Origin of the sequence: Sphaerisporangium fuscum, from assembly GCF_018531465.1 — a bacterium.
Classification (GTDB): Bacteria; Actinomycetota; Actinomycetes; order Streptosporangiales; family Streptosporangiaceae; genus Sphaerisporangium; species Sphaerisporangium fuscum.
The window spans coordinates 1-24242 of sequence record NZ_JAHDTF010000034.1; the positions used below are offsets into that span (position 1 = coordinate 1).

A 24242-nucleotide genomic window follows, 5' to 3' on the forward strand; every position below is an offset into this window, starting at 1 on the left:
AGGAAGCCTGGGAGGCGCCGATGGCGCCGAGCACGTCGGCGGCGGAGGCGGCGGGCGCGGGCTGCGCCGGGGGCGTGGCGGGCGCCGCCGGGGCCGGCGGGATCGGAGCGGAGAAGGTGACGGTGCGGTCGGTGGCCGCCGCCGCGGAGGGGGTGGTGTTGGGGGCGGGCTCCACCAGGTCGGCGAGGCCGGACGGGCGCGTGGGAAGCGGTGCCTGGATCGTGGTGGCCGTCGCGTCGGCGTCGTCCGTCCTGCCCTTGTCCTCGGCGGGGGCGCCGGGGCCGGAGGACGAGGGGAGGTCGGGGCGGCTCGCCCCCACGCGCGCCGCGATCGTGCCCCCGAACGCGCCGTCGTCCTCGCGGACGCGGGTCCAGTACTCGTCGTCGTAGTCGTCGGCGCCCCACTCGTCGACGCCGCGCCGGCCGCGCGAGGACCCCTGCCTGCTGCTGCTGCGAGGGCCCGGCTTGCCGGCCGTGGCGGGCTTGCCGCCCCCCGGACGCAGGCGGGCGGTCACCCTCTCGGGCTCCTGGAAGGCGTCGAACCCCTCGGGGAAGCTGCGGAAGAAGGTCTCCTCGGCGGGACGACCGGGCTTCTTGGCGTTGGGGTCATCCGCCTGCTCGGCCATCTTGCGGATCCGCTCGGGGGGCAGGTTGCTCTCCCGGCGGCTCATCGAACGCATGCCGACGGCAACGACGCCCAGCACGAGCAGCACTACGGCCACAAGGCCGAAAATGACCGCTGTCATTGCACCACCTTCATGGCCATGGCCTTCCAGTGGCGCTGGTGAGACCGCGCGGCCATCGACGCGGTCTGCCCCCGTTGTCCACCTGCGCTCCGGGATTGCATCTGATTGTGTCCGACCACTATGACCGTTGTCACACCCTACGAGAAGATCCGGTATCGACTACTACCTCTGGTGCTCAGCATGTCACTCGATGTGGGTCGCCGAGAGGCGTCCGCGAGCGATCGTGTGCTGGGCGATGGCTTCCAGGGTCTCGCGAAGATCGCGGCCCTTGTTGCGCTCGAGCTTGGCGTTCAGGGCGTAGACGCTGAAACGGTAGGTGTCGTCGCGGCCGCACGGGGGCGAGTAGCCCGGCTTGCCGGTCGACGTGACGCCCTCCACGGCCCCCCTCGGCACGCTGTCCTGCGCCAGCTCCGTGGTGAGGGGGTCGATGTTGTACAGCACCCAGTGCACCTGCGCGGCTCCCTGGGCGTTGTTGGCGTCGACCACCAGGGCGATCGACTTGGCCAGCTTCTGCGGCACACCCGACCAGCGCAGGGGAGGGTTCCCGGACTTGCCGGCGCAGGAGTAGTCGGCCGGGAGCGGAGCCTCGTCGCGGAAGCGGGGGCTGGAGACGCTGAGCTGGTCGAGCGACTGGGCCGTGGGGGAGATCTGGCCGATGATGCCGCAGCCCGACACCGCCGCCGCGGCCACGGCGGCGGCCGTCGCCGCCCGCACGCCACGCCCCGCACGTCCAACGCGCACGGATATTCTCGCCTGCCCCATGGTCGCTGATGCTACGCGGATCTGGAGGGTGCGCCGACCTCATCGACGGAATGCGCAGCTCCGGAAAGCGGGAAATCAGCCAGAATCTAGGCATGGACGGGGCGAAGTCGGATAGGCAGGCGAGTTTCGCCGTCCTGGGTCCTCTGGAGGCCCGTCTCGGCGGCGGCCCCGTCGCGCTCGGCGGGCGGCGGCTGCGGGCGCTGCTCGCGTCCTTGCTGCTCACCCCGGGTCGTACGCTGCCCGTGGAGACGCTGGTGTCGGCGGTGTGGGAGGACGATCCCCCCTCCGGGGTCGGCAACGCCCTGCAGGCTCTGGTCTCCCGGCTGCGGGCCTGTCTCGGCCGCGATCTGGTGGCCGCGGACGCCACGGGTTACCGGTTGGTTATATCTCCGGATCAGGTCGACGCCCATCGCTTCGCCCGCCTCGCGGCGGCCGGCCGTGCGCAGCTGACCCGGGGGCACCCGGCCCCCGCCGCCGACACCCTCGGGCAGGCGCTGTCGCTGTGGCGGGGCGCGGCCTTCGCCGACCTCGGCGGCACGGGACCGTCCGCCGTCCCGGCCACCGGCGGCCGTGACCCCGCCGCCGTACCGAGCGCGGCCCCCGGCGCGGAGATCGTGCGGCTCGAACTGCTCCGCCTGGTCGCCATCGAGGACCGGGTCGACGCCGAGCTCCTCCTGGGGCGCCATCCCCAGGTCGCCGCCGAGCTCCCCGCGCTGATCGCCGCCCACCCCTTCAGGGAACGGCTACGCGGGCAGCTGATGCGGGCGCTGTACGAAGCGGGCCGGACGGTCGAGGCGCTCGCCGCCTACGAGGACGCCCGCCGGTACTTCGCCGGGGAACTCGGCGCCGACCCCTCACCCGGACTAGCCCGGCTCCACCTCACCATCCTCCGCGGAGAACCTCTCCCCCCACCGTCCCCGGCTCCGTCACCGGTTTCGGCTCCGTCACCGTCTCCGGCGCCGTTACCCGTTTCGGCGGCGGCGGCGCCGCCGGCCGGGGACGGGGCCGGGCCCTCCTCGCCGGACCAGGCGGGCGCGGGGGAGGGCCGGCGGAAGGGCGACCTGCGCGCCCGGCTGACCAGCTTCGTCGGCCGGGACAAGGACGTCCGGCGGACCGGGGAACTGCTGGCCCGGCACCGTCTGGTCACCATGCTCGGCCCGGGAGGCGCGGGCAAGACCAGGCTCGCCGTCGAGGCCGCCGAGGCCCTGCTGGACGGGGCCGGGGAGAGCGGCGCGGGCGGGGCGGCGGGTGGCGGGTGGCTCGACGACGGTGTCCGGCTGGTCGAACTGGCGCCCGTCGCCGAGCCGGACGACGTGCCGCAGGCCGTGCTGGCCGCGCTCGGCCTGCGCGACAGCGGTCGCGCGTCCGTACGCCCGGCCGGCGCCGCGCCCGCGGACCCCGTCGACCTCACCGACCGCATCGTGGCGGGACTCCGCGCGCGGCGGCAGCTCGTCATCATGGACAACTGCGAACACCTGATCGACGCGGCCGCGCTGCTGTCGGAGCGGATCCTGGCCGAATGTCCCGGAGTGCGCATCCTGGCCACCAGCCGCGAACCCCTCGGGATCACCGGCGAGCTGCTCTGGCCGGTGCAGCCCCTCGACCACGACCACGCCCGCAGCCTGTTCGCCGAGCGCGCCGCCACGGCCCGCCCCGGGTACGCCGCCGACCGGGACGCGGAGGCGATCGAGCGCATCTGCCGGGAGCTGGACGGCATGCCGCTCGCCATCGAACTGGCCGCCGCCAGGCTGCGCACCCTTTCCGCCAAGCAGATCGCCGATCGTCTGGACGACCGGTTCCGCCTGCTCACCGGCGGCAGCCGGACGGCGCTGCCCCGCCACCAGACGCTGCGCGCGGTCGTCGAGTGGAGCTGGGACCTGCTGGACGAGCGGGAGAAGGTGCTGGCGCGCAGGTTCGCCGTCTTCGCCGGCGGGGCCGCGCTGGAGGCGGTGGAGACCGTCTGCTCCTCGCCGGGCCTGCCTCCCGAGGACGTGCTGGAGGTGCTCGGCCGGCTCGTCGACAAGTCGCTGGTGATCTGCGAGAACGAGCGCTACCGCATGCTCGAGACCATCAGGGCGTACGCCGCCGGAAGGCTCGCCGAGTCGGGTGAGGAGGAGCCTCTGCGGCTCGCGCACGCCGAATTCTTCACCGGTCTGGCCGAGACCGCCGAACCGGAACTGCGCCGGGCGGATCAGGTCACCTGGCTCGCCGTCCTGGCCGACGAGCGCGACAACCTGACGGCGGCGCTGCGCTGGGCCGCCGGACGGGGGGATCGCGACCTCGGCCCGCGGCTGGTCGGAGCGCTCGGCTGGTACTGGTACCTCGCCGGGCGCCGCGCCGAGGGCGCCCAGCGCGCCGCCGAGGTCATCACCGTGCTGGAGGCGGGCGCGCCGGGGGTGGGGCGGGAGGAGGGCGGGGCCGGGGAGCCGGCGGTGGTGCTGGGTGCCGAGGGCGCCGCTGAGGTGGTCGCCGTGCTGGAGGCGGGTGCGCCGGGGGTGGGGCGGGAGAAGGGCGGGGCCGGGGAGCCGGCGGTGGTGCTGGGCGTCGAGCGCGCGGCCGAGGTGGTCACCGTGCTGGAGGCGGGTGCGCCGGGGGTGGGGCGGGAGGAGGACGAGGCCCGGAAGCTGGCGGTGGCGCTCTCGGTCCGCGGAATCCTCCTGGCGGCCGGCGCCGACCAGTGGGGGGAGGCCGAAGAGGTGCTGAACGAGGCGATGCGCCTGGCGAAGTCGTCGGTGCCGCGCCCCTGGCCCGCCATCATGACACTGGCCGAGCCTCTGCAGATGTTCTTCGCCGGCCCCACGCCGGACCCGGAGGGCTTCCTGACCGAACTGTTCGAGGACCCCGACCGGTGGGTCGTCGCCTGCGCCCACCTCCTGCGCGCCCACCTGCACTACTACAACGCCGGCCGGATCGCCGAAGGCGAGGCGGACGTCCGGACCGCGCTCGAACACTTCCGGGCGGTGGGAGACAGATGGGGCGTCGCCACCGCGATGGGGGCGCTCGGCGAGATGAGCATGCTGCACGGGGACGACGCCACGACCGTCGCGGTCATCGAGGAGGCCCTCACCCTGGCGGGCGAGATCGGCGCGGTGGAGGACACGCAGTACATGCGGACCCGGCTGGCCACGGCCCTGGGCGCCCTGGGCGACTGGGCCCGCGCCGAGGTGGTGCTGGACGAGGCGCTCGGCATCTGCCGGAGCACGGGGGACCGCATGGCGGAGTCGGGGGTGCTCGCCGTGTGCGGGGACCTGGCCCGCGAGCGGGGGGAGTTCGACATCGCGCGAGATCACTACGAGCACTCCCTCCGCCTGGCCGGGACGCCGCCGGTGATGCCGGGTCACTATCTGGCCATGCTGCATTCGTCCGTGGGCCTGCTCGCCGAGCAGGAGGGCCGCCTCGGCGCGTCGCGCGAGGCGCACGCCGAGGCGCTGAGGCTGGGGCGGGACACCGTCGACGGCCCGGCGTTCGGCCTCACCCTCATCGCCCTGGCCGGGCTGGTCGTGCGCGAGGGCGATCCGGCGCGGGCGGCGGCCCTGCTGGGCGCCGCCGCCGGCCTGCGCGGGATCGACAAGCCCGTGGGGTACGACCACGTGCGCATCACCGAGGCCACGACCGCCGCGCTGCCTCCGCAGGAGTACGCCCGGTGGTTCCGGCACGGCCGCTCGCTCTCCCGCGACGAGATCATCGCCCTCGCCGACCAATGACCCCGGCCCGCACGCCCCCCGGCGCGGTCCCCGGCTGGACGCCCTCCGCGCCGTCCCGCACGTCCTCCGCGCCGTCCCGGCCCGCACGCCCCCCCGCGCGGTCCCCGGCCGCACGCCCCCCCGCGCGGTCCCCGGCCGCACGCCCCCCGCGCCGTCCCGCACGTCCTCCGCGCCGTCCCGTCCCGCACGCCCCCCGCGCCGTCCCCGGCCGGACGCCCTCCGCGCCGGGGGATCCTATGACCGTCATGTGGGAGCCGGGCATGGGGGTGGTCAGACGCGGTTGCGGAAGGCGCGCAGGGACAGGGGGGCGAAGACCAGCGCGATGCCGAGGGCCCAGGCCAGGGAGATCGTGGCGTTCCCCGCGACCGGGCCGCCGCTCAGCAGGCCGCGAACCGCGTCGGCGAGGTGGGTGACCGGGTTGATCTCCACCCACTTCTGCAGCCACCCCGGCATCGTCCTGGTCGGGACGAAGGCGTTGGAGGTGAACGTCAGCGGCATCATCAGCGAGAAGGCCATGATCTGCACCTTCTCGGGATCGGAGGCGACCAGGCCGATCAGCACCGACAGCCAGGACATGGCGAGGGCGAACCCGACCAGCAGGGCCAGCGCGCCGAGCAGCCCGGCGATCCCGTTGTGGATGCGGAACCCGAGCACGGTGCCGAGCCCCATGAACAGGGCGAACGCCCACACCTGCTTGAGGGTGTCGGCCACGATGCGCCCGGCGAGCGGGGCGGAACGGGCGATCGGCAGGCTGCGCAGCCGGTCGAACACCCCCTTGGTGATGTCGGTGCTCAGGCCGATGGCGGTGGTCAGCGTGGCGAACAGCATGTTCTGCACGACCAGGCCGGGCAGCGAGAACTGGAGATACTGCCCGGTGGACCCGGCGATCGCCCCGCCGAAGACGTAGGTGAACAGCAGCAGGAACATGATGGGCTGCACCGACAGGTCGAGCAGCTCCATGGGGTTGTGCTTGATCTGGACGAGGCTGCGCCAGGCCAGCGTCATGGTGTGCCGCAGCGCGGCGACCGGGCCGACGCGGCCGGGGACGGTGGCCGCCGGCACGGATCCGGTGAGGGCGGTCACGCGGACACCTCCTGCTTCTCGGCCGTCTCGGCGGCGGCCGGCTCTTCGGCACGGTGGCCCGTCAGGGCCAGGAAGACCTCGTCGAGGCTGGACTTGCGCAGGCTCAGCTCCGCGGCCACCACCCCGAGGTCGTCGAGGCGCCGTACGATCGCGGGGACCACGGCGGGATCCTTGATGTTGACCGTCGCCTCACCTCCGGACAGCTGGGGACGGTCGCCGACGATCTCGGCGATGACCTCGCCCACCAGCGTGAGATGGCCCTCCCGCGTCGGGCGCACCTGCAGGACCTGCGCCCCGGTGGTGGCCTTCAGCTCGTCGGAGGTGCCCGCGGCGATGACCCGGCCGTGGTCGAAGACGACGATGTCGTCGGCCAGCTCGTCGGCCTCCTGGAGATACTGCGTGGTCAGCAGCACGGTGACGCCGTCGGCCTGCAGGTCGCGCACCACCTGCCACAGCTCGGTGCGGCTGCGCGGGTCGAGACCGGTGGTGGGCTCGTCGAGGAACAGCACCTGGGGACGGCCGACCAGGCTCGCCGCCAGGTCGAGGCGGCGGCGCATGCCCCCCGAATAGGTCTTGGCGGCCCGCCCTCCGGCGCCGGTGAGGTCGAACCGCGACAGCAGCTCCGCCGCCCGCGCCTTGGCGGCGGCACGCGACAGGCCGAGCAGCCGGCCGATCATCACGAGGTTCTCGACGCCGGTGAGCGTCTCGTCCACCGCGGCGTACTGCCCTGTGAGGCCGATCAGCGTGCGCACCTTGTGGGCCTCTCGGGCGACGTCGAAGCCGCCGACCGTCGCGCGCCCGCCGTCGGCCCTGAGCAGGGTCGCCAGGATGCGCACCGCGGTGGTCTTGCCCGCGCCGTTCGGCCCGAGAACCCCGAGCAGGCGCCCCTCGGGGACGACCAGATCGACGCCGTCGAGCGCCCGCGTCTCGCCATATCTCTTCACCAGGCCTTCGGCCTGGATCGCGTATCGCATCGTTTCGACTCCTCGGAGAGGGGGGTGACCGTGCACGCCCGACCCACGACCGAACGTGACACCCCGAGTCTGGCGGACGGCACTGACATTTTCCTGAGCCCGCGTCCGCGCGGTCCGTCAGCCGCTGACAGACCGCTGATACCGAGCGCGGCGGCCGCGTCCGGACGGCCCCGGAAGTCGAGGGAGTGGCGGTACGGGCGGCTGATGCTGAGCGCGGCGGCCGCGTCCGTGATGGGCGCGAAAGTCGAGGGAGTGGCGGCGCGGGCGGCTGATGCTGAGTGCGGTGGGTGCGTCTGGACGGGCCCTGAAGTCGAGGGAGTGGCGGCGCGGACGGCACTAGGCTGGTGGGGTGACTGTCCTGCGGGACCCCGCCCACCGGGTGTCACGCCGTGCGATCACCTTGTGGTCGCTGGAGGCGCTCTTCGGGCTCGCGCTCCTCGTGGGAGGGGCCGCCCTGGTGGCCGCGTGGGCGAGCGGCTCGGGCCGGGCCTGGCTGCCGGCGTGGGTCTCCCAGCACATCTGGTGGCTGCCGGTCGCGGTCGCCGTCGTGGAGCTCCCCTTCGTGGTCATCGAGCCGTTGTGGCGCTATGCCGTCCACCGGTGGGAGCTTTCCGGAGACGTCGTCTACGCCCGTTCCGGCTGGTTCAGCAGGCAGTGGGTCTTCGTGCCGGTGAGCCGCATCCAGACGGTCGACAACGAACAGGGCTGGTTCGAGCGCCTCCTGGGGCTCGCCACCCTCGAGATCCGCACCGCCTCGTACGCCGGCTCGTCGTCCATCAGGGGCCTGGACGCCGGCGTCGCGGCCCGCCTCGCCCAGGACCTCGCCCACCGGGCCCACCAGCTGCGGGACGACGCCACATGAGCGAGCCGGCGGACCCCGCCGGACCCGCGGCCCGGCCGGAGGGGATCGGGCCGTCGCGGCTGAGTCCGCTGGTGCTGCTGATCGACCCGGTCCGGATGCTGCCCTCGCTCTTCCTGCCCCTCGTCGGAGTGCTGTTCGTGGGCGGGTTCTCGCCGTCGTCGTTCCTCTGGGCGCTGCTCGGCGTGATCGGCTCGGTCGGGTACTCGGCGCTGCGGTGGGTCACGTCCACCTACCAGGTCACCGGTTACCACCTGGAGATCACCAGGTCGCTGATCCGCCGTTCGTCCCGCGCCGTCCCCCTCGATCGCATCCGGGGGGTGGACGTCACCACACCACCCCTGCACCGCCTGTTCGGCCTGGCGGTGGTGCGCGTCGACACGGGGGCGAACGCCGGTGACAAGCAGGAGGGTGAGCTCGACGGCGTCCCTCTCGCCGAGGCCGAGCACTTGAGGGAGCTCCTCCTGCGCCGCAGCCGTACCGTCCGGCGGCAGACGGGCCACCCCACCCCCGCCCCGGCCGCCCCGGAAGCACTCCCCCCGGCCGAGCCGGAGGTGCCGGGCACGCGGGTCGCCCCGGCCGTGCCGGAGGGGCTCACGCCTGCCGGTCCGGCGACGCCGGGCACACGGGTCGCCCCGGCGAAGCCAGAGGGGGTCGCCCCTGTCGGTACGGAAGCTCCGGGCACGTGGGTCGTCCCGGCCGAGCCGGCGGCGCCGGGCACGCCGGCCGAGCCGGGAGGACTCGCCGCTGCCGGTCCGGCGGTGCCGGTCGCCGGTGTGGGGCCTCCCGCACATGAAGACCTGGACGTACGGGTCCCCGCCCGCTGGCTCGTGTACGGGCCGCTGTCGGGTGCGTTCCTGTTCGCCCCGTTCGCCCTGCTGGGCGGCGCGATCGGCCTGGCCTTCCAGTGGGGCGGCCAGTTCGGCCTCGACGAGAGCGCGGCCATCACGCTGGGCGAGTGGCTGTGGCACCGCCCCGTCCTGCTGGTCGTCGCCGGGGTCGCGCTGCTGGCGGCCATGCCGGTGGCGGGCGTGATCATGTACGCCGTCTTCAACTGGGATTTCCGGCTCCACCGCCACGGCCCCTCGCTGGTCGCCGAAAGAGGCCTCGTCACGCGGCGCAGTGTGGCGCTGGAGCACGGCCGGATACGTGGGTACGAGTTCGCCGAGGGGATCCTGGAGCGCCGGGTGAACGTCGGGAGGCTGTGGGCGCTCGTCACCGGCCTCGGCGACTCCAGGACCAGGGGGCAGCTGCTGCCCGACACCCCGCGGGACTTCGCCCTTCGCGTGGCGGCCCAGGCGATCGGCCCCCTCGACGCCGCGCTTCGGCCGCATCCGCCCGCGGCCCGGCGCAGGCGGCTGTTCCGGGCCGTCGCGCCCGCCGTCGCCGTGGCCGCCGCCGCCCTGCTGCTCGGCTGGGCCTGGATCGCCCTGCTCGCGCTGGTCGCCGCCGCGCTCGGCGTCCCTCTCGGCCTCGACCGTTACCGTTCGCTGGGGCACACCTACGACGGCGCGCGGCTGTCGGTGCGGTCGGGGTCGCTGCCGCGTGCCCAGGCCGTGGTGGAACGCCGTGCCGTGGTCGGCTGGACGGTGCGCCAGACGTGGTTCCAGCGCCGTGCGCGGGTGCTGACGGTGATCGCGGGCGTCGGCGCCGGCAGCGGCGGCTACGCCGCCATCGACACGGGTGAGGAGCAGGGCGTGTGTTTCGCCGCCGAGGTCACCCCAGAGTGGATCACACCGTTCCTGCACCGGGAGAACCAGCCGGTTGCCGGAGCGGAGGATCGGCTGGTTGCGGGACGGGAGGATCGACCGGCTGCGAGACGGGAGGACCTGCTGGTGCCGGAACGGGAGGACCTGCCCGTTCCGGGACAGGAGGGGCGACCGGTTCCGGGAGGGGAGGACCTGTCGGTTCCGGGACAGGAGGGGCGACCGGTTCCGGAACGGAAGGATCGACCGGCTGCGGGACGGGAGGATCGGCCGGTTCCGGGACAGGAGGAGTGCTCAGGTTAGCCCGGCGGGGGGACGGGCAGGGGACTGGGCACCTTGGTGGTTCATGAGGGCGCCGGTGCGGCGGGATGACCGCCGCACCGGCGCCCTTTCTGTTTTGGGGCTGACCCTTCACAGGCGCCCCCTCCGTTTCGGGGGGCCGCCTCACGGGTGCCCTTTCGTCTCCGGGATGGCCGCCTTGCGGACAATCCCGATTGAGGGGACCGCCTTACGGGCGCCTCGGGATGGCCGCCTTATCGGCGTTCCCTCCCTTTGGGGGACTGCCTCACCCGCGCCCCTTCCGTTTCCGGATGGCCGCCTTGTGGGCGTTCCCTCCCTTTGGGGGACCGCCGCACTGGCGCCCTTGTCTGTTTTCGGGCTGACCGCTTTAGAGGCGCCCCTCTGTTCAGGGAGGACCGCCTCAGCGGTGCCTCTTCCGTTTTCAGTGGGCCGCCTTGCGGACCGGCTGGGTCCTTCGCTGATCAGTCCTGGCGGCGGGCTCCGAACATGATCTCGTCCCACGTCGGGACCGACGCGCGGCGGCCGCGGGACTTACGGGCCGGGCGGGCGGGTTTCGGCGGGGCCTGCGGTGGAACGGCGGGCTCGGCCGGCTTGGCCGGTTCCTTTTCGGGCTGCTCGGCCTTCTCGGGCTCGGCCGCCGCGGCGGGACGCTCGGCCGTCTCGCCGCTGGTGCGGGCCGCGGGGACGGCCACCGCCGCCTCCTCGGCTGCCTTCTTCGCGGCGGCGAACGCCGTCATCCTGACCGGCGCGGCTGCCGGAGCGGGCGCGGCTGCCGGAGCGGGCGCGGCTGCCGGAGCAGGCGTGGTGGCCGGGGCCGGAACAGACGCGGCTGCCGGGGCCGGGGCGGGCGTGGCAACCGGACGCGCGGGCTCCGCCGGAGGCGCCTGCGCCTCTTCGGCCACGGCGGGTGCGGAGGCGGCCGTGTCGGCGGAGGACGTGCCGTCGGCGGCGGAGGGCGCGGCCTCGGGGGCCGGGGCGCCTGCCGCCCGTACTTCCGCCGCGCTCTCGGCCGCCTGCCCCTGGGCCTCGGCCACGGTCGCCGTGCCGGAGGCGGGCCGGGTGGTCGTCCCGGTCTCGGGGGACGCGGGCTGGGCGTCCGCGGGCGCATGAGGCCGCACGGCGGCCTCGTCCGCGGAGCCGTCGGCCTGGACGGCGGGGGCCGCTGAGGCGTCCGCGGCCGCCTCGCGTGCCGCCCGTTCCGTGGCGTCCGGGGCCGTCTCGGCGGTGGCCTGCTCTGTGGCTGCCGGGGCGGTCTCGGCGGTGGTGGCCTCTGCGGCGGGGGCTTCGACGGCGTCCGAGGTCGCCTCGGGGGCGGTGGCCTGCTCTGTGGCTGCTGGGATCGTCTCGGCGGTGGCGGCGTGTGCGGCCGGGGCTTCGACGGCGTCCGGGGTCGCCTCAGGGGCGGTGGTCCGCTCTGTGGCTGCCGGGGTCGTCTCGGTGCCGGCTGCCTGAGCGGCCGGGACCTCCGCGGTGACCGAGGCGGCCTCGGCGGTGGCCGCGGCCGGGGCCTCCGGCTGTACGGCCGGGGCCTCTGCGACTGCCGAGACCTCCGCGACGGCCGAGACCGGCGGGGCTGCCGGAACCTCGGAGGTGGCCGGCTGGGCGGCAGCGGTCTCGTGAGAGGCCGCTTCGACCGCCGGGGCTTCCTCCGGAGCGGGCGCGCTGGTCCGGGTGAGGGCGGCGCTCGCCTCGTCCCCGGACGCCTGCTCGGCGCCCACGGCGGCAGGCGACCCGTCCGCGGCGGGGGCGGCCTGGGGTGCGGTCGGCGAGGTCTCCGCGGGGGCGGCGACCGGGGATACGGGCCCACCGGCCGGCTGAAGGGCGGGCGCGGGTTCGAACGCCGGCCGCGCGTCCCGGTCGGACGGCGGTTGCGAGACTGGCCGCGCGTCCCGGCCGGAGGGCGATTGCGAGACTGGCCGCGCGTCCCGGCCGGAGGGCGATTGCGGGACCGGTTGCGCGTCCCCGCCGGAGAGCGGCTGAGAGGCAGGGCGTGCGTCGCGGTCGGACGGCGGTTGTGAGACCGGCTGCGCGTCCAGGGCGGACGGTGGCTGGAAGGCCGGGCGTGCGTCGCGGTCGGACGGTGGCTGCGGGATCGGTCGTACGCCCTGGTCGGACGGGGCGTGTGCGACGCGTTCGAACGACGGCTGGGCGACGCCCTGCGGCGCCGCCTCGGAGTCGCCCCGGTAGGCCGGCGGGAGATCGCGCTCGAACGCCTGGGGAGCCGGAGCGTGCTGCCGCGCCGCGGGCTCGGCCTCCGGCCGCTCGACGGGCTCGGCGGCGCGCAGGGGCGTCGGCTGGGCGTAGGCGGCCGGCTCGGAGCCGGACAGGCCGGTGGGGCCCGACAGGGTCGTGGGGGGCTCCGCCAGGACGGGGGCGAGCTTGGCGGCGAGCCTCGGCACGAACGGCGTCACCGTCGAGTCCTCCTCGGGCTCGACGTACTCGGAGGCCGACAGGCGCATCGCCTCGTCGTCGTGCGGGGTGACGTGGCGGCGCCTGAGGTCGAACAGCCACTCCGCGTTACGCGTGTGACCGTTCCACACGAAACCGAGCTTGATGCGCCACAGGCCGTCGTCGCGCTTGCAGGAGTCCCAGTCGATCTCGTCGGCGGGGACGCCACGGCGGCTGAGCCGCTCGGCGACGAGCTCGCCGAGGGTGGGACCGGGGGTGGACTCACCGGGCAGGCGGACGGCGACCCGCTGGGCCTGCTGGGCGGTGTATTCACGTTCCTGGAGGACGGGTCCCTCGAACCAGCGGACACGCTCCACCGGGATACCCGCGGTGGCGGCGATCTCCTCCGCGGTCTCCCCGGCACGGATGCGGGCCTGGATCTCCTTGGGGCGCAACGGACTCTCCACTTCGATCTCGTACTGGCCGAGACGGGAGAAGTTGCCGCGGACCGCCGCTCGGAGCCGTTCGTCGACGGGAAGCGTGAACCGTGTGCCCCGGCCGGCCGTAGCCAGCACGAGGTATGTGCCGTCCTCGCTCACCGCGACGAGTCGGAGCTCCTGCATGCGAGTCCCTTCGTCGTCGTGCTCAACATTCCCCCGGACCCTTGAGTCTCTCGCGTGAGCCGGTTGCCTGCCAGCACCGTACCCGGCATGTCCGAACATCGCCTTCCTCAGGGGCGCGGGGACCGATGAGGGGCGGTTATGTATGTCGCATTCACCCTATCTAGCGCCTGGTCGATATGCAGCAAACGGGTTAGGCGTCCTTCCCGGATTCTCGCGAATCACGCGCGCTCGCGCCTCCGACTTACCCCAAGAGGTCCGGAAAACCGTCCGCGCGACCCCTCGGTCGCCCGGCGTCACCGGCCTCCGCCACGTCGTTCCCGGAAGTCAGCCGAGCACCGTGTCCAGGTAGTCGTTGGCGAACAGGCGGTGCGGGTCGAGTTCGTCGCGCAGGGCGGTGAAGTCCCCGAACCGGGGGTAGACGGTGGACAGGTAGGCGGCGTCCCGGGTGTGGAGCTTGCCCCAGTGCGGCCGGCCGGACAGCCGGGTCATGATCTCCTCGACGCCCTCGAAGTAGGCCGGGTTCGGGGTGGGCCGGTAGATGTGGCAGGCGATGTAGGCCGAGTCCCTGCCGTGGGCCGTGGAGAGCCAGGCGTCGCTGGGCGGGGTGACCCGCACCTCGATCGGGAAGGTGATCCGCCAGTCGTTCAGCTCGATCAGGTCGCGGGTCTCGCGCAGCGCCTGGCCGAGCCGCTCGCGCGGGACGGCGTACTCCATCTCCAGGAAGCGCACCGTGCGGACGCTGGTGAAGACCTTGTAGGCCGTGTCGGTGTGCGTGGACGCCGACAGCGCGCTCGCCGAGATCGCGTTCAGCGTCGGGATGGCGGCAGGGACGCGGCCGCCGACGGCGCACAGGGCGCCGAAGAGGGTGTTCTCCAGGAAGACGTTGTCGAGCCAGTGCTTGAACGCCCCCGGCGGGTCGGCGGGCCCGGGGGAGCGGTTGTTGGTCTTGGCCAGGCAGGTGTCGGTGTGCGGGAGCCAGAAGAAGTCGAGGTGCTCGTTGTCCGCGGTCAGCTCGTCGAGGGTGGAGAGGATCTCGCTGAGCGCCATCGGCCGCCGTACGCTGCGCAGCAGGAACGCCGGCTCGACGCGGAAGGTCACCGCGGTGAGGACGCCGAGCGCGCCGAGGCCCACGCGGGCGGCGTCGAACAGGTCCCCTTCCGACGCCGTGACGATCGACCCGTCGGCCAGGACCATCTCCAGTTCGACCACCTGGTCGGCCAGCCCGCCGACGTCCCGGCCGGTGCCGTGGGTGCCGGTCTGGATGGCGCCGGCCACGGTCTGCTCGGTGATGTCGCCCATGTTCGCCAGGGCCAGCCCGCGCCGGTCCAGTTCCTCGTTGAGCACGCGCAGCGGGGTGCCCGCCGCCACCCGTACGCGGCCGTCCCCGATCTCCTGGACGCCGGTCAGCGCCTCGGGGCGCAGCAGGATGCCGTCGGTGAGGGCGACCCCGGTGAAGGAGTGCCCGGTGCCCACCATGCGGACCCGCTGACCGCGCGCGGCGGCGTCGCGTACGGCCTGGGCGACCTCCGCGGCCGAGGAGGGCGAGCGGACCTCGGCGGGCGTGACGGACTGGTTGCCCGCCCAGTTCCGGAAGACGGGTTTCATGGTGGAGCACGATAAATGAGGAACCGGCCGATGACCAGAGACATGAGCCCGGCTCACGAAAATGTCAGGCGGCCGTGGAGGGGGCCTGGGAGGAGCCGGTCTCGGGGGTGCGGAGCCAGGAGTTGCCGGCGACCCCGACCGCCACGGCCAGCAGAGCGCAGGCGAACGAGAACGCGTAGGCGTTCGAGGGGCCGAACGCGTCGGTGAGCCGTCCGCCGGCCCAGGCGCCGAGCGCCACGCCGAACCCCACGGAGGTGGACACCCACGCCATGCCCTCGGTGAGCAGGTGCCCGGGCACGAGCCGCTCGATGAGGGAGTACCCCGTGATGATCGTGGGCGAGATGGCGAGACCCGCGCAGAACAGCGCCACGGCCATGACGCGGGCGTCCCCGATCAACAGGATGGGGACCAGCCCGACGGCGAACACGCCGAGCGCCCGGACGAACCGGTGACGCAGCGAGATCCGCCAGCGGTGGAAGCCGTACCAGATGCCCGACACCATGCTGCCGCCGGCGAACGACCCGAGCAGCAGGCCCGCCGCGCTCTTGGCGTCGTGGGCCTCGGCGAACGCGACGGTGATCAGGTCGACGGAGCCGAACACGGCGCCCATCGCCAGGAAGACGCACGACAGCAGCGCCACTCCGGGGATGGTGATGGGGCTGCCCGAGTGGGTCTCCGCCCGGCGCACGGGCGGCGCGCTGCCCCGCTGCAGTGCGAACGACACCGTGCCGATGACCGTGCACACCAGCGCCAGCACGAGCCCCGCGTAGAGGTTCACCGTCGTCGACAGCGCCGTGACCAGGGCCGGGCCGGCGACGAAGATCACCTCGTCGGCCACGGACTCGAACGAGAACGCCGCGTGCAGCTTCTCGGAGCCGCCGAGCAGGTGCGACCAGCGGGCGCGCACCATCGAGCCGAGCGAGGTCGAGGCGCCGCCGACGACCACGCCGCTCGCGAACAACGTCCAGGTCGGCGCGCCGTACCTGGCGCACAGCATCAGGGTCACCAGCGCGGCGCCGTGCAGGAGCACCAGCGGGATGAGTACTGTGGCCTGGCCGAAGCGGTCCACCAGCCGTCCCGAGAGCGGGGCTGCGACCGCGAAGGCCAGCGAGACGGTGGCCGAGATCGCCCCGGCGGTCGCGTACGAGCCCGTGAGGGCGGAGATGAGCAGCACGATGCCGATGCCCAGCATCGACATCGGCATACGCCCGAAGAATCCCGCGATCACGAAGCCTTTGACGCCGGGCATGCTGAAGAGCCCTCGATACGGCCCGACCACTTTTCCGCCCCTTTCGTGCGCCCCCCGGCGCACGTCGCACTGTCCCGCCTCACCTTTGCTCACGGCTCGCGGCCGGGCAAGTGATTTTCCGGCAACGTACCCGAATCCGGATTCCTAGGTTTAACGTGGGTCAAGTGTCCCAGCGTCCTCGGCTCGCGCCGACGCGTGCCGCCGTGGCCGGACTTGCCCTCGTCATCGTCCTCGGCGTCGCGGTCGGCGGCACCCTTCTGATCACCCGCGCGGCGGCCGACGACCCGGGCGGTGCGGCCCGTACGCCGCTCGCGGAGGTCCGTGACCTGACCTCGAAGGTCACCCCCTTCCCGGCCCTCACGCCGGGCGCCTCGCAACCGCCCGGTCAGCAGTCCGCACAGCCCCCGCAGGGGTCCCCGTCGCCCACGGCGCCGCCGCTCGCCCAGGCGACCGCCGAAGGACAAGTCGTGCTCGCCACGCCGCCCCGGCTGATCGCCGTCACCCGCCAGAGCGTGAGCCAGGACACCTTGCTGAAGGTCGCGGCGCTGAAGGATGTGACGAAGGTCACCCTCGCCGACGGCGGCGCCGTCCGCTTCTCCGCCGCCACGCTGAACCTCCTCGCGGTCGACCCCATGGAGTTCCGCACCTGGGCCCCGAAGGCCGTCGCCGAGGAGCCCGCGGTGTGGGACGCCCTGGCGCGCGGGGAGTTCGTCGCCGAGTCCGCGACCGCCGGGCGCTACATGCTGCAACTCGGCGGCGAGTACGACGCGGGCACGGGCTCCCGGCTGCGGGTCGCCGCCTCCGCGCCGTTCGGCCTGCCCGGAGTGGACGGGCTCGTGAGCAGGGAGGTCGGGCGCGCCCTCGGCCTGGTCCCGGGCGTCGCGGTCCTGGTCCACACCCCGCGGGCCAAGGCCTCCGACGTGGGCGCGCGGGTCAAGCGACTGCTCGGCAAGGGCGCGCAGATCATCACGATCGGTGCGAACCGGGTGACCAGGCCCCCGGTGCCCGTGCCGTCGGCCTCGCCGACCGCCGCGCCGGTGCCCGTGGCGGCGCGGGAGCGCAGCGGCACCTCGCTGGTGGGACGGCCGGGCAGCTACCTCGACCTCTACAAGATCTCCGCAGGGGTGTGCCCGGGGCTGTCGTGGACCGTCCTGGCCGCGATCGGGCAGGTGGAGAGCGGCCACGGGCGCAACAACGGCCCCTCGTCGGCGGGGGCGCTCGGCCCGATGCAGTTCATGCCCGCCACCTGGAAGGCCTACGGGGTGGACGGCGACGGCGACGGCAAGGCGGACATCTGGAGCCCGTACGACGCCGTGCCCTCCGCGGCGCACTACCTGTGCGCCAACGGCGGGGGCCAGGGCGGCGCCAAGCTGCGCTCGGCGGTCTTCCGCTACAACCACTCGTGGGACTACGTGAACAGGGTGCTCGGCATAGCCGAGGCCTACGCCCGCGCCTACCCCTGAGACCCGCACGCCCCCGGTGCCCCGCCGCTGGTGGTGCGGGACGGTCACTTGCCGCCGGGACGGCGGGGGGCGGGGCAGCAGGTGCCGGGACAGGGGGCGGGCTCGGGCTCGTCCAGGAGCTCGCGGACCATGGAGACGAAGCGCGGGTGGGTGCCCGCCGTGGCCGCCCGGGTCATGTGCATGCCGAGCTCGCGGGCGACGGCCGCCGCCTCGGTGTCGAGGTCGTAGACGACCTCCATGTGGTCGGAGACGAACCCGATCGGCACCAGCACCACCGCCTCGGTGCCGGCCTGGTGGAGCGCCCTGAGGTGGTCGCACACGTCGGGCTCCAGCCACGGCACCTGAGGGGGGCCGCTGCGGCTCTGCCAGACCAGGTCCCACGACCGGTCGCCCGCCACCAGCGCGGCCGTGGCGCGGAGCTGGGCCTCGTACGCCCCGCCGGACGGCCCCGCGGAGGCGGCCATCGACACCGGGATGCTGTGGGCGGTGAACACCAGCCGGGCGTGCTCGCGCCGCTCCTCGGGGAGCCGGTCGAGCGCCTCGCGGGTGTGGTCGGCCATGGCCGCGACGAACCCGGGGTGGTCGAAGTAGTGGCGCAGCCGGACGATCTCGGGGGCGCCGGGGACCTGCGCCCGCGCCCGCGCGATGTCGTCGAGGTACTGGCGGCAGCTCGAATAGGAGCTGTAGGCCGCGGTGATGAACGCCGCCGCGCGGCCGACCCCGTCGGCCGCCATCTTCTGCAGGGTGTCGGCCAAGAAGGGATGCCAGTTGCGGTTGCCCCAGTAGATGGGCAGGTCGATCTCGGGCCGCAGCGCGGCGATCAGGTCGCGGCACTGCTGGTTGATCGGGCTGACCCCGCCGAACCCCTGGTAGTGGGCCTCGACCTCGAGCAGCCGCTCGCGGGGCACCCCTCGCCCGCGGACGACGTTCTCGAGGAAGGGCATCACGTCCTCGGGCTTCTCGGGCCCGCCGAAGGAGACGACCAGCAACGCGTCGTAACGTGCCATGCCACCATCCAACCGCATGTTCCCGGGTGTGGGAGCTGTGGGACCGCCCGGTGCGGGGGGTAGGTTCGGGTAAGTGAGCCTCTTTAAGGACATTCGCCAATATGTCGGTGTGCCGCGGCTGCTGTCCCTGCGGCTGTCCCCGGACGGATCGCGGTTGATCTCCGTCGTCCAGTCGCTCAACCCCGACGGCAAGTCGTACGGCACCTCGATCTGGGAGATCCCCACCGAGCCCGGCGGCGAGCCGCACCGGCTGACCCGCTCGGCGAAGGGGGAGACGGGCGCGACGTTCACCAAGGACGGTGACGTGCTGTTCTTCTCCCGCCGGCCGGATCCCACCGTCAAGGAGCAGGACGACGAGGTGGCGGCCCTGTGGCTGCTGCCCCGCAGGGGCGGGGAGGCCCGGCGGGTGGCCGAGCGGCCCGGAGGCGTCACCGGCGTGGAGACCGGCGGCGGCACCGTCGTCTTCATGGCCGACGTGCTGCCCGGCGACGCCGCCACCGAGGCCGACAGGCGCAAGGCCCGCAAGGAGGCCGGGATCAGCGCGATCCTGCACGAGGGCTCCCCGATCCGGTACTGGGATCACGACCTCGGCCCCGGTCAGCCCCGGTTGTTCGCCGCCTCGCTGCCCGGGCTCGACGAGCCCCGCGACCTGACCCCCGGCGCCGGAGGCGCCCTGGAGGTGGGGTCCTACACGGTGAGCCCCGACGGCGCCACGGTGGTCGCGACCTGGCGGGTGCCGCTGCCCGGCGGCGAACAGCACTCCGAGCTGGTGGCGATCGACGTGGCGACCGGGGAGCGGCGGACGATCGCCTCCTCCCCAGGGCACGACTTCGGCGGCCCGCTCGCGATCTCCCCGGACGGCCGGTACGTCGCCTTCTCCCGCGAGTCGCACGGCGACCATGAGAAGGCCGCCGCGTACTGCCTGTGCGTCGCCGACCTCGCCACGGGCGAGAACACCGAGCACATGAACGGCCACGTGCCCGTGGAGGCCGTCTGGGCGCCCGACTCCCGCTCGGTCTATGTCATCGCCGACCTCGAGGGGCGCCGTCCGATCTTCCAGGTCCCGCTGGCGGGCGAGCCGGCGCGGCTCACGCGGGACGACCACGCCTACCTGTGGACCTGCCCCTCGCCCGACGGGCGCCATCTGTACGCGCTGCGCAGCTCCATCGCCGGGGCCGCCGCCCCGGTGCGCATCACGCTCGACGGCGGGGAGACCACCGAGCTGCCCTCGCCGGCCCCCGCGATGGAGGTCCCCGGGACGCTCACCGAGATCACCGCCGTCGCGGACGACGGCGTGGAGATCCGCTCCTGGCTGGTGCTGCCCGCCGGCGCCTCCGAGGCCGCTCCGGCGCCGCTGCTGGTGTGGGTGCACGGCGGCCCGAACAGCAGCTGGAACGACTGGTCCTGGCGGTGGAACCCGTGGATCATGGCCGAGCACGGTTACGCCGTCCTGCTGCCCGACCCCGCCCTGTCCACCGGCTACGGGCAGGAGATGCTGCAGCGCGGCTGGGGCGACTGGGGCCCGCGCACCCACGCCGACGTGATGGCGATCACCGACGCCTGTGTCGCCCGTCCCGACATCGACGCCGGGCGCACCGGCATGATGGGCGGGTCGTTCGGCGGGTACATGGCCAACTGGATCGCCGGGCACACCGACCGGTTCCGGGCGATCGTCACCCACGCCTCCCTGTGGTACCTGGACCAGTTCGCGGGCACCACCGACTTCCCGCCCTTCTGGATGCGTCAGTTCGGCCCGCCCGGCTCCGAGCGCCTCGAGCGGCTCTCCCCGCACCGGTCCCTGGACCGGATCAGTACGCCGATGCTCGTCATCCACGGCGACAGGGACTACCGGGTGCCGATCGGCGAGGCGCTGCGCCTGTGGTGGGACCTGGACAGATCGTCGGTGGAGGCGAAGTTCCTCTACTTCCCGGACGAGAACCACTGGATCCTCAAGCCGGGCAACGTCGTCGTCTGGTACGAGACGGTCCTGGCCTTCCTCGCCCAGCACGTGCTCGGCGAGGAGTGGGAGCGTCCGGAGTCCCTGGGATGAGCGACCTTCTCGAACTCGCGGTGGGCATCGCCCGCGAGGCGGGCGAGATGCTGCTGGCCAAGCGTCCCGCCCGTCCCGAGGTCGTGCAGACCAAGTCCAGCGGCACCGACGTCGTCACGGCGCTGGACCGCGCCTCCGAGGACCTGATCAGGCAGCGGATCCGGGCCGCCAGGCCCGGGGACGCCATCCTCGGCGAGGAGGGCGGCGAGACCGGGGAGGGGCGTGTCCGCTGGGTCGTCGACCCCATCGACGGCACCGTCAACTTCCTGTACGGCCTGCCCGAGTGGGCGGTGAGCATCGCCGTCGAGGTGGACGGCGAGGTCGTCGCCGGCGTCGTCAACGCCGTGCCGCGAGGGGAGCTGTTCGCCGCCGAGAAGGGCGGCGGCGCGGAGCTGCTCAGGGACGGCGCGCCCGCCGAGAGGCTGCGGTGCAACGGCGAGGTGCCGCTGTCCGAGGCGCTGATCGCCACCGGGTTCGGCTACCTGCCCGCCCGCCGCGCCGTGCAGGCGCAGGTGCTCGCGCACGTGCTGCCGAAGGTCCGCGACATCCGGCGGGGCGGCTCGGCGGCGTGCGACCTGTGCTCGGTGGCCGCCGGGCGGGTGGACGGCTACTACGAGCGGGGCGTCAACCACTGGGACGTGGCGGCGGGCGGGCTGATCGCCGCCGAGGCGGGGGCGCGGCTCGGCGGCCTGCGCGGCCGTCCCGCCGGTTCGGACATGACGGTGTGCGCCGCGCCCGCCCTGTTCGAGGAGCTGTGCGACCTGCTCGAACCCCTCGACCCCGAGCGCGACGCCTGATCGGGGACATGAAAAGGGCCCACCCTTCAGGGTGGGCCCGAGGTCGTGGCGGAAGAGATCGTGACTACTGGATCGCGACGCCGTTGTCGACCGCGATCCGCCGCAGGTCCTCTATCTCGGCGGTGAGAGTGTCGGCGAGGAAGTCGTCGCCGCTGGTGCGCGCCTCCTGGAGACCCTTGTAGGCCTGGTCGAGCCGGTGTTCGATCGTGGAAGTGAACTCGCCCATCTCACCTTCTTTCTCGAGGGGCGAAGGAATGTTCGGTCTGCCACACGGAGCCTGGGGAGGGGCCGAAACCTTCCCCGGCCGCGGGTCTTGCGGGTCTACCCACCGTCCTGTCGGCCTTAAACCACCTATCCCGAATGTCCGGGGTGTGCTTTATGTCACCTGTCGGACGCATCGTTGGCGGGTGCTTACCATGCGCTTAAGCCGAATATGGCAACAATGACCTGCGAGCTGTGACGCCGGGGCGTGCGCCGCCGAGGGCCGGGGAACAGAGCTGATCGCGTGATGGGTCGGGACTACGGGAGGTGCAGGGGCCGTGCGGGTGCTTGTTGTTGAGGACGAGCGGGTGCTCGCGGACGCGATCGCGACGGGGCTACGCCGGGAGGCCATGGCCGTCGACGTCGCCTACGACGGCGCGGGGGCGCTGGAGCGCACCGGGTACATCGACTACGACGTGATCGTGCTCGACCGTGACCTGCCCAAGGTCCACGGCGACGAGGTGTGCCGCCGGCTGGTCGCCGACCGCACCGCCTCGCGCATCCTCATGCTGACCGCCTCCGGCGAGGTGGACGACAAGGTCGAGGGCCTGGAGCTCGGCGCCGACGACTACCTGGCCAAGCCCTTCGCGTTCATGGAGCTCGTGGCCCGGGTGCGGGCCCTCGGCCGCCGCTCGGCGCCCGCGCTCCCGCCGGTGCTGGAGAGGGCGGGCATCCGCCTCGACCCCGGCAAGCGGCTGGTCACCAGGGACGGCACCGAGATCGCCCTCACCAAGAAGGAGTTCGCCGTCCTGGAGGAGCTGATGCGCGCCGAGGGCGCCGTGGTCAGCCAGGAGGATCTCCTGGACAAGGCCTGGGACGAGAACATCGACCCGTTCACCAACGTGGTGCGGGTGACGATGATGACGCTGCGCAAAAAGCTCGGTGAGCCGCCGGTGATCGAGACCGTGCCCGGAGTGGGATACAAACTGTGAGCGGCGAACCCGAGGCGCGTGGCACCGGGCGCCCGTCCTTCTCCTCACCCCCGCCCCTGATCGTCCCCCCGGAGGCCGCTCCGCAGGAGGCCGCGCCCTCCCGATCGGAAGGACCGGCGGCAGCGCCCGCCGCGCCCGCGGGCACCTCCGGACCGTCCGGCGCGCCGGACACCGGTTGGCGCAGCGAACAGCTCACGGTGGAGAGCACGCGCAAACCGCCGCGTCCCAAGGCCTCGCCGCCGCCCCCGACCGGCCCGCCCGCCTGGGACGGTCCGCCGCCGTTCGCGCCCGGCCCCGTCGGGCAGCACCTCATCGAGCGGCTGATGCGGCTGCCGGGGCGCATGAGCATCCGCATGCGGCTCACGATCACCTACGGCTCGCTCTTCTTCGCAGCCGGGGCGCTCCTGGTCTTCGTGATCTACTCGTTCGTCGGCAAGGCGATCTGGGACTCCTGGCCGGACTTCCCGTCTTTCCTGCTGGACGGGTACCCGCCGAGCTTCGTGGCGGGGATCCAGGACAGGTGGGCCTCCTTCCGGTCCGACACGATCGAGGCCGCGCGGCACCAGCTGCTGATCCGGTCGCTGCTGGCGCTCGGCGGCGTCGGCATCCTCGCCCTGCTGTTCGGCTACTTCGTGGCCGACCGGGCGCTGCGTCCGATCCAGCGGATCACCACCACCGCCCGGCGCCTCTCGGAGACCTCGCTCGCGCACGAGCGCATCGACCTGCAGGGGCCCGACGACGAGCTGAAGGAGCTGGCCGACACCTTCGACGCCATGCTCACCCGGCTGAACCGCGCCTTCGACGCGCAGCGGCGGTTCGTGGACAACGCCTCCCACGAGCTGCGCACCCCGCTGGCGATCAACCGCACGGTGCTGGAGGTGGCTCTCGGCGACCCGCACGCCTCGGAGGACCTGCGGGTGCTCGGCCGTACGCTGCTCGGCACCAACGCCCGCAACGAGCACCTGATCGAGGGCCTGCTGCTGCTCGCCCGTAGCGAACGCGAGCTCGCGGTGCGCAAGCCCGTCGACCTCCTCGACGTCGCCCAGACCGTGGTCGAGCAGCACTCCTCCTTCGCCAAGGAGAGCGGCGTCACCGTGACCGTCGACCTTCGCCCCTCACCCACGATGGGCGACCCCGTGCTGCTGGAACGGCTCGTCGCCAACCTCGTCGAGAACGCGGTCAAGTACAACGTTCCCGAGTCCGGTCAAGTCTGGCTGCGGACGGGAATGGTGGACGGCGCCCCCGTTGTTCAGGTGGCCAACACCGGGCCGCATGTGCCCGCGTACGAGGTGGACGACCTGTTCGAGCCCTTCAGAAGGCTCAACTCCGACCGCGTGGAATCCGCGCGCGGCACGGGGCTCGGGCTGTCCATCGTCCGCGCGGTCGTCCGCGCCCACCAGGGGAACGTTCACGCCGTTCCGAGGGAAGGCGGGGGACTGGTGATGACGGTGCGACTTCCGGCGGGCTGATCCGGCGGGGGGCGTCTCGTTCACGCCAGACATGTGGTTGGATGTGCCGTCGAACGCGATGGATCCTGTGGCCAATGCTGAGGTTTTCGCCATATTTGGCTAACCGGTGGCGAAGGCGGCAAGGCCGTCACGTGTCGGGAGGTTCGCCGACCGTTCCCACGGGGTACCGATTGCAAAATTCCCCGAGAGAAACGGGCACAAGATGGACCGCCCAGACGTTACAGACGCGCGACGCCCACGCGCACGCCATAGATGAGGGGGATGA

The 24242-nt window shown here is 73.3% G+C and carries 16 protein-coding genes and 1 pseudogene; 8 read left to right on the plus strand and 9 right to left on the minus strand.

The window, feature by feature from the left end; all coding sequences use genetic code 11:
* Positions 1-745: pseudogene (locus KIK05_RS36215) on the minus strand (hypothetical protein); the annotation flags it as partial.
* A 183-nt stretch (positions 746-928) separates the two neighbouring features.
* Complete coding sequence (locus KIK05_RS36220) at positions 929-1486, minus strand: YbhB/YbcL family Raf kinase inhibitor-like protein (protein ID WP_308250251.1); 558 nt, start codon at positions 1484-1486, stop codon at positions 929-931.
* Positions 1487-1599: 113 nt separating this feature from the next.
* Here KIK05_RS36220 and KIK05_RS36225 point away from each other — a divergent pair, with 113 nt between their 5' ends.
* On the plus strand, positions 1600-5211 hold the full coding sequence (locus KIK05_RS36225) for an AfsR/SARP family transcriptional regulator (protein ID WP_214415374.1): 3612 nt from the start codon (positions 1600-1602) through the stop codon (positions 5209-5211).
* Positions 5212-5481: 270 nt separating this feature from the next.
* Here the strand turns inward: KIK05_RS36225 and KIK05_RS36230 are convergent, their stop codons facing one another.
* Both KIK05_RS36230 and KIK05_RS36235 read right to left on the minus strand, forming a co-directional pair.
* Positions 5482-6294, minus strand: a complete 813-nt coding sequence (locus KIK05_RS36230; protein WP_308250252.1) for an ABC transporter permease — start codon at positions 6292-6294, stop codon at positions 5482-5484.
* Positions 6291-7268 carry an ATP-binding cassette domain-containing protein gene (locus tag KIK05_RS36235; RefSeq protein ID WP_214415375.1) on the minus strand — a complete coding sequence of 326 codons (978 nt, stop codon included), beginning with the start codon at positions 7266-7268 and terminating at the stop codon, positions 6291-6293. Before KIK05_RS36235 ends, KIK05_RS36230 begins: the two co-directional genes overlap by 4 nt.
* A 349-nt stretch (positions 7269-7617) precedes the next feature.
* Here KIK05_RS36235 and KIK05_RS36240 point away from each other — a divergent pair, with 349 nt between their 5' ends.
* Both KIK05_RS36240 and KIK05_RS47520 read left to right on the plus strand, forming a co-directional pair.
* On the plus strand, positions 7618-8130 hold the full coding sequence (locus tag KIK05_RS36240) for a PH domain-containing protein (protein ID WP_308250253.1): 513 nt from the start codon (positions 7618-7620) through the stop codon (positions 8128-8130).
* Positions 8127-10136: a PH domain-containing protein gene (locus KIK05_RS47520; RefSeq protein WP_250564032.1), complete on the plus strand. Its 2010-nt coding sequence runs from the start codon at positions 8127-8129 to the stop codon at positions 10134-10136. Before KIK05_RS36240 ends, KIK05_RS47520 begins: the two co-directional genes overlap by 4 nt.
* 458 nt (positions 10137-10594) lie before the next feature.
* On the opposite strand, the gene sepH is transcribed toward KIK05_RS47520, so the two are convergent.
* The 3 genes from sepH to KIK05_RS36260 form a co-directional block, all read right to left on the minus strand.
* The gene (sepH, locus tag KIK05_RS36250) at positions 10595-13144 is read right to left on the minus strand and encodes a septation protein SepH (RefSeq protein WP_214415376.1); all 2550 of its coding nucleotides are present in this window, start codon (positions 13142-13144) and stop codon (positions 10595-10597) included.
* A 324-nt stretch (positions 13145-13468) separates the two neighbouring features.
* Entirely contained in the window at positions 13469-14749 is a 1281-nt protein-coding gene (locus KIK05_RS36255) for a D-arabinono-1,4-lactone oxidase (protein ID WP_214415377.1), read from the minus strand.
* 64 nt (positions 14750-14813) lie between these two features.
* Positions 14814-15998 (minus strand): MFS transporter, encoded by a 1185-nt coding sequence (locus KIK05_RS36260; protein ID WP_250564033.1) that lies wholly within the window; start codon positions 15996-15998, stop codon positions 14814-14816.
* Positions 15999-16162: 164 nt separating this feature from the next.
* On the opposite strand from KIK05_RS36260, the gene KIK05_RS36265 reads away from it, so the two are divergent.
* Positions 16163-17461: a lytic murein transglycosylase gene (locus KIK05_RS36265; RefSeq protein WP_308250254.1), complete on the plus strand. Its 1299-nt coding sequence runs from the start codon at positions 16163-16165 to the stop codon at positions 17459-17461.
* A 44-nt stretch (positions 17462-17505) separates the two neighbouring features.
* Here KIK05_RS36265 and KIK05_RS36270 read toward each other — a convergent pair whose 3' ends face one another.
* Positions 17506-18468, minus strand: a complete 963-nt coding sequence (locus KIK05_RS36270; protein WP_214415379.1) for a ferrochelatase — start codon at positions 18466-18468, stop codon at positions 17506-17508.
* 73 nt (positions 18469-18541) lie between these two features.
* On the opposite strand from KIK05_RS36270, the gene KIK05_RS36275 reads away from it, so the two are divergent.
* Complete coding sequence (locus KIK05_RS36275; protein ID WP_214415380.1) at positions 18542-20518, plus strand: S9 family peptidase; 1977 nt, start codon at positions 18542-18544, stop codon at positions 20516-20518.
* Entirely contained in the window at positions 20515-21315 is an 801-nt protein-coding gene (locus KIK05_RS36280; RefSeq protein ID WP_214415381.1) for an inositol monophosphatase family protein, read from the plus strand. Before KIK05_RS36275 ends, KIK05_RS36280 begins: the two co-directional genes overlap by 4 nt.
* A 64-nt stretch (positions 21316-21379) precedes the next feature.
* Here KIK05_RS36280 and KIK05_RS36285 read toward each other — a convergent pair whose 3' ends face one another.
* Entirely contained in the window at positions 21380-21541 is a 162-nt protein-coding gene (locus tag KIK05_RS36285; RefSeq protein WP_214415382.1) for a hypothetical protein, read from the minus strand.
* 313 nt (positions 21542-21854) lie between these two features.
* On the opposite strand from KIK05_RS36285, the gene KIK05_RS36290 reads away from it, so the two are divergent.
* Positions 21855-22508 carry a response regulator transcription factor gene (locus KIK05_RS36290; RefSeq protein WP_214415383.1) on the plus strand — a complete coding sequence of 218 codons (654 nt, stop codon included), beginning with the start codon at positions 21855-21857 and terminating at the stop codon, positions 22506-22508.
* Entirely contained in the window at positions 22505-23977 is a 1473-nt protein-coding gene (locus KIK05_RS36295) for a sensor histidine kinase (protein ID WP_308250255.1), read from the plus strand. The genes KIK05_RS36290 and KIK05_RS36295 overlap by 4 nt, the downstream gene beginning before the upstream one ends.
* Positions 23978-24242: the final 265 nt, after the last annotated feature.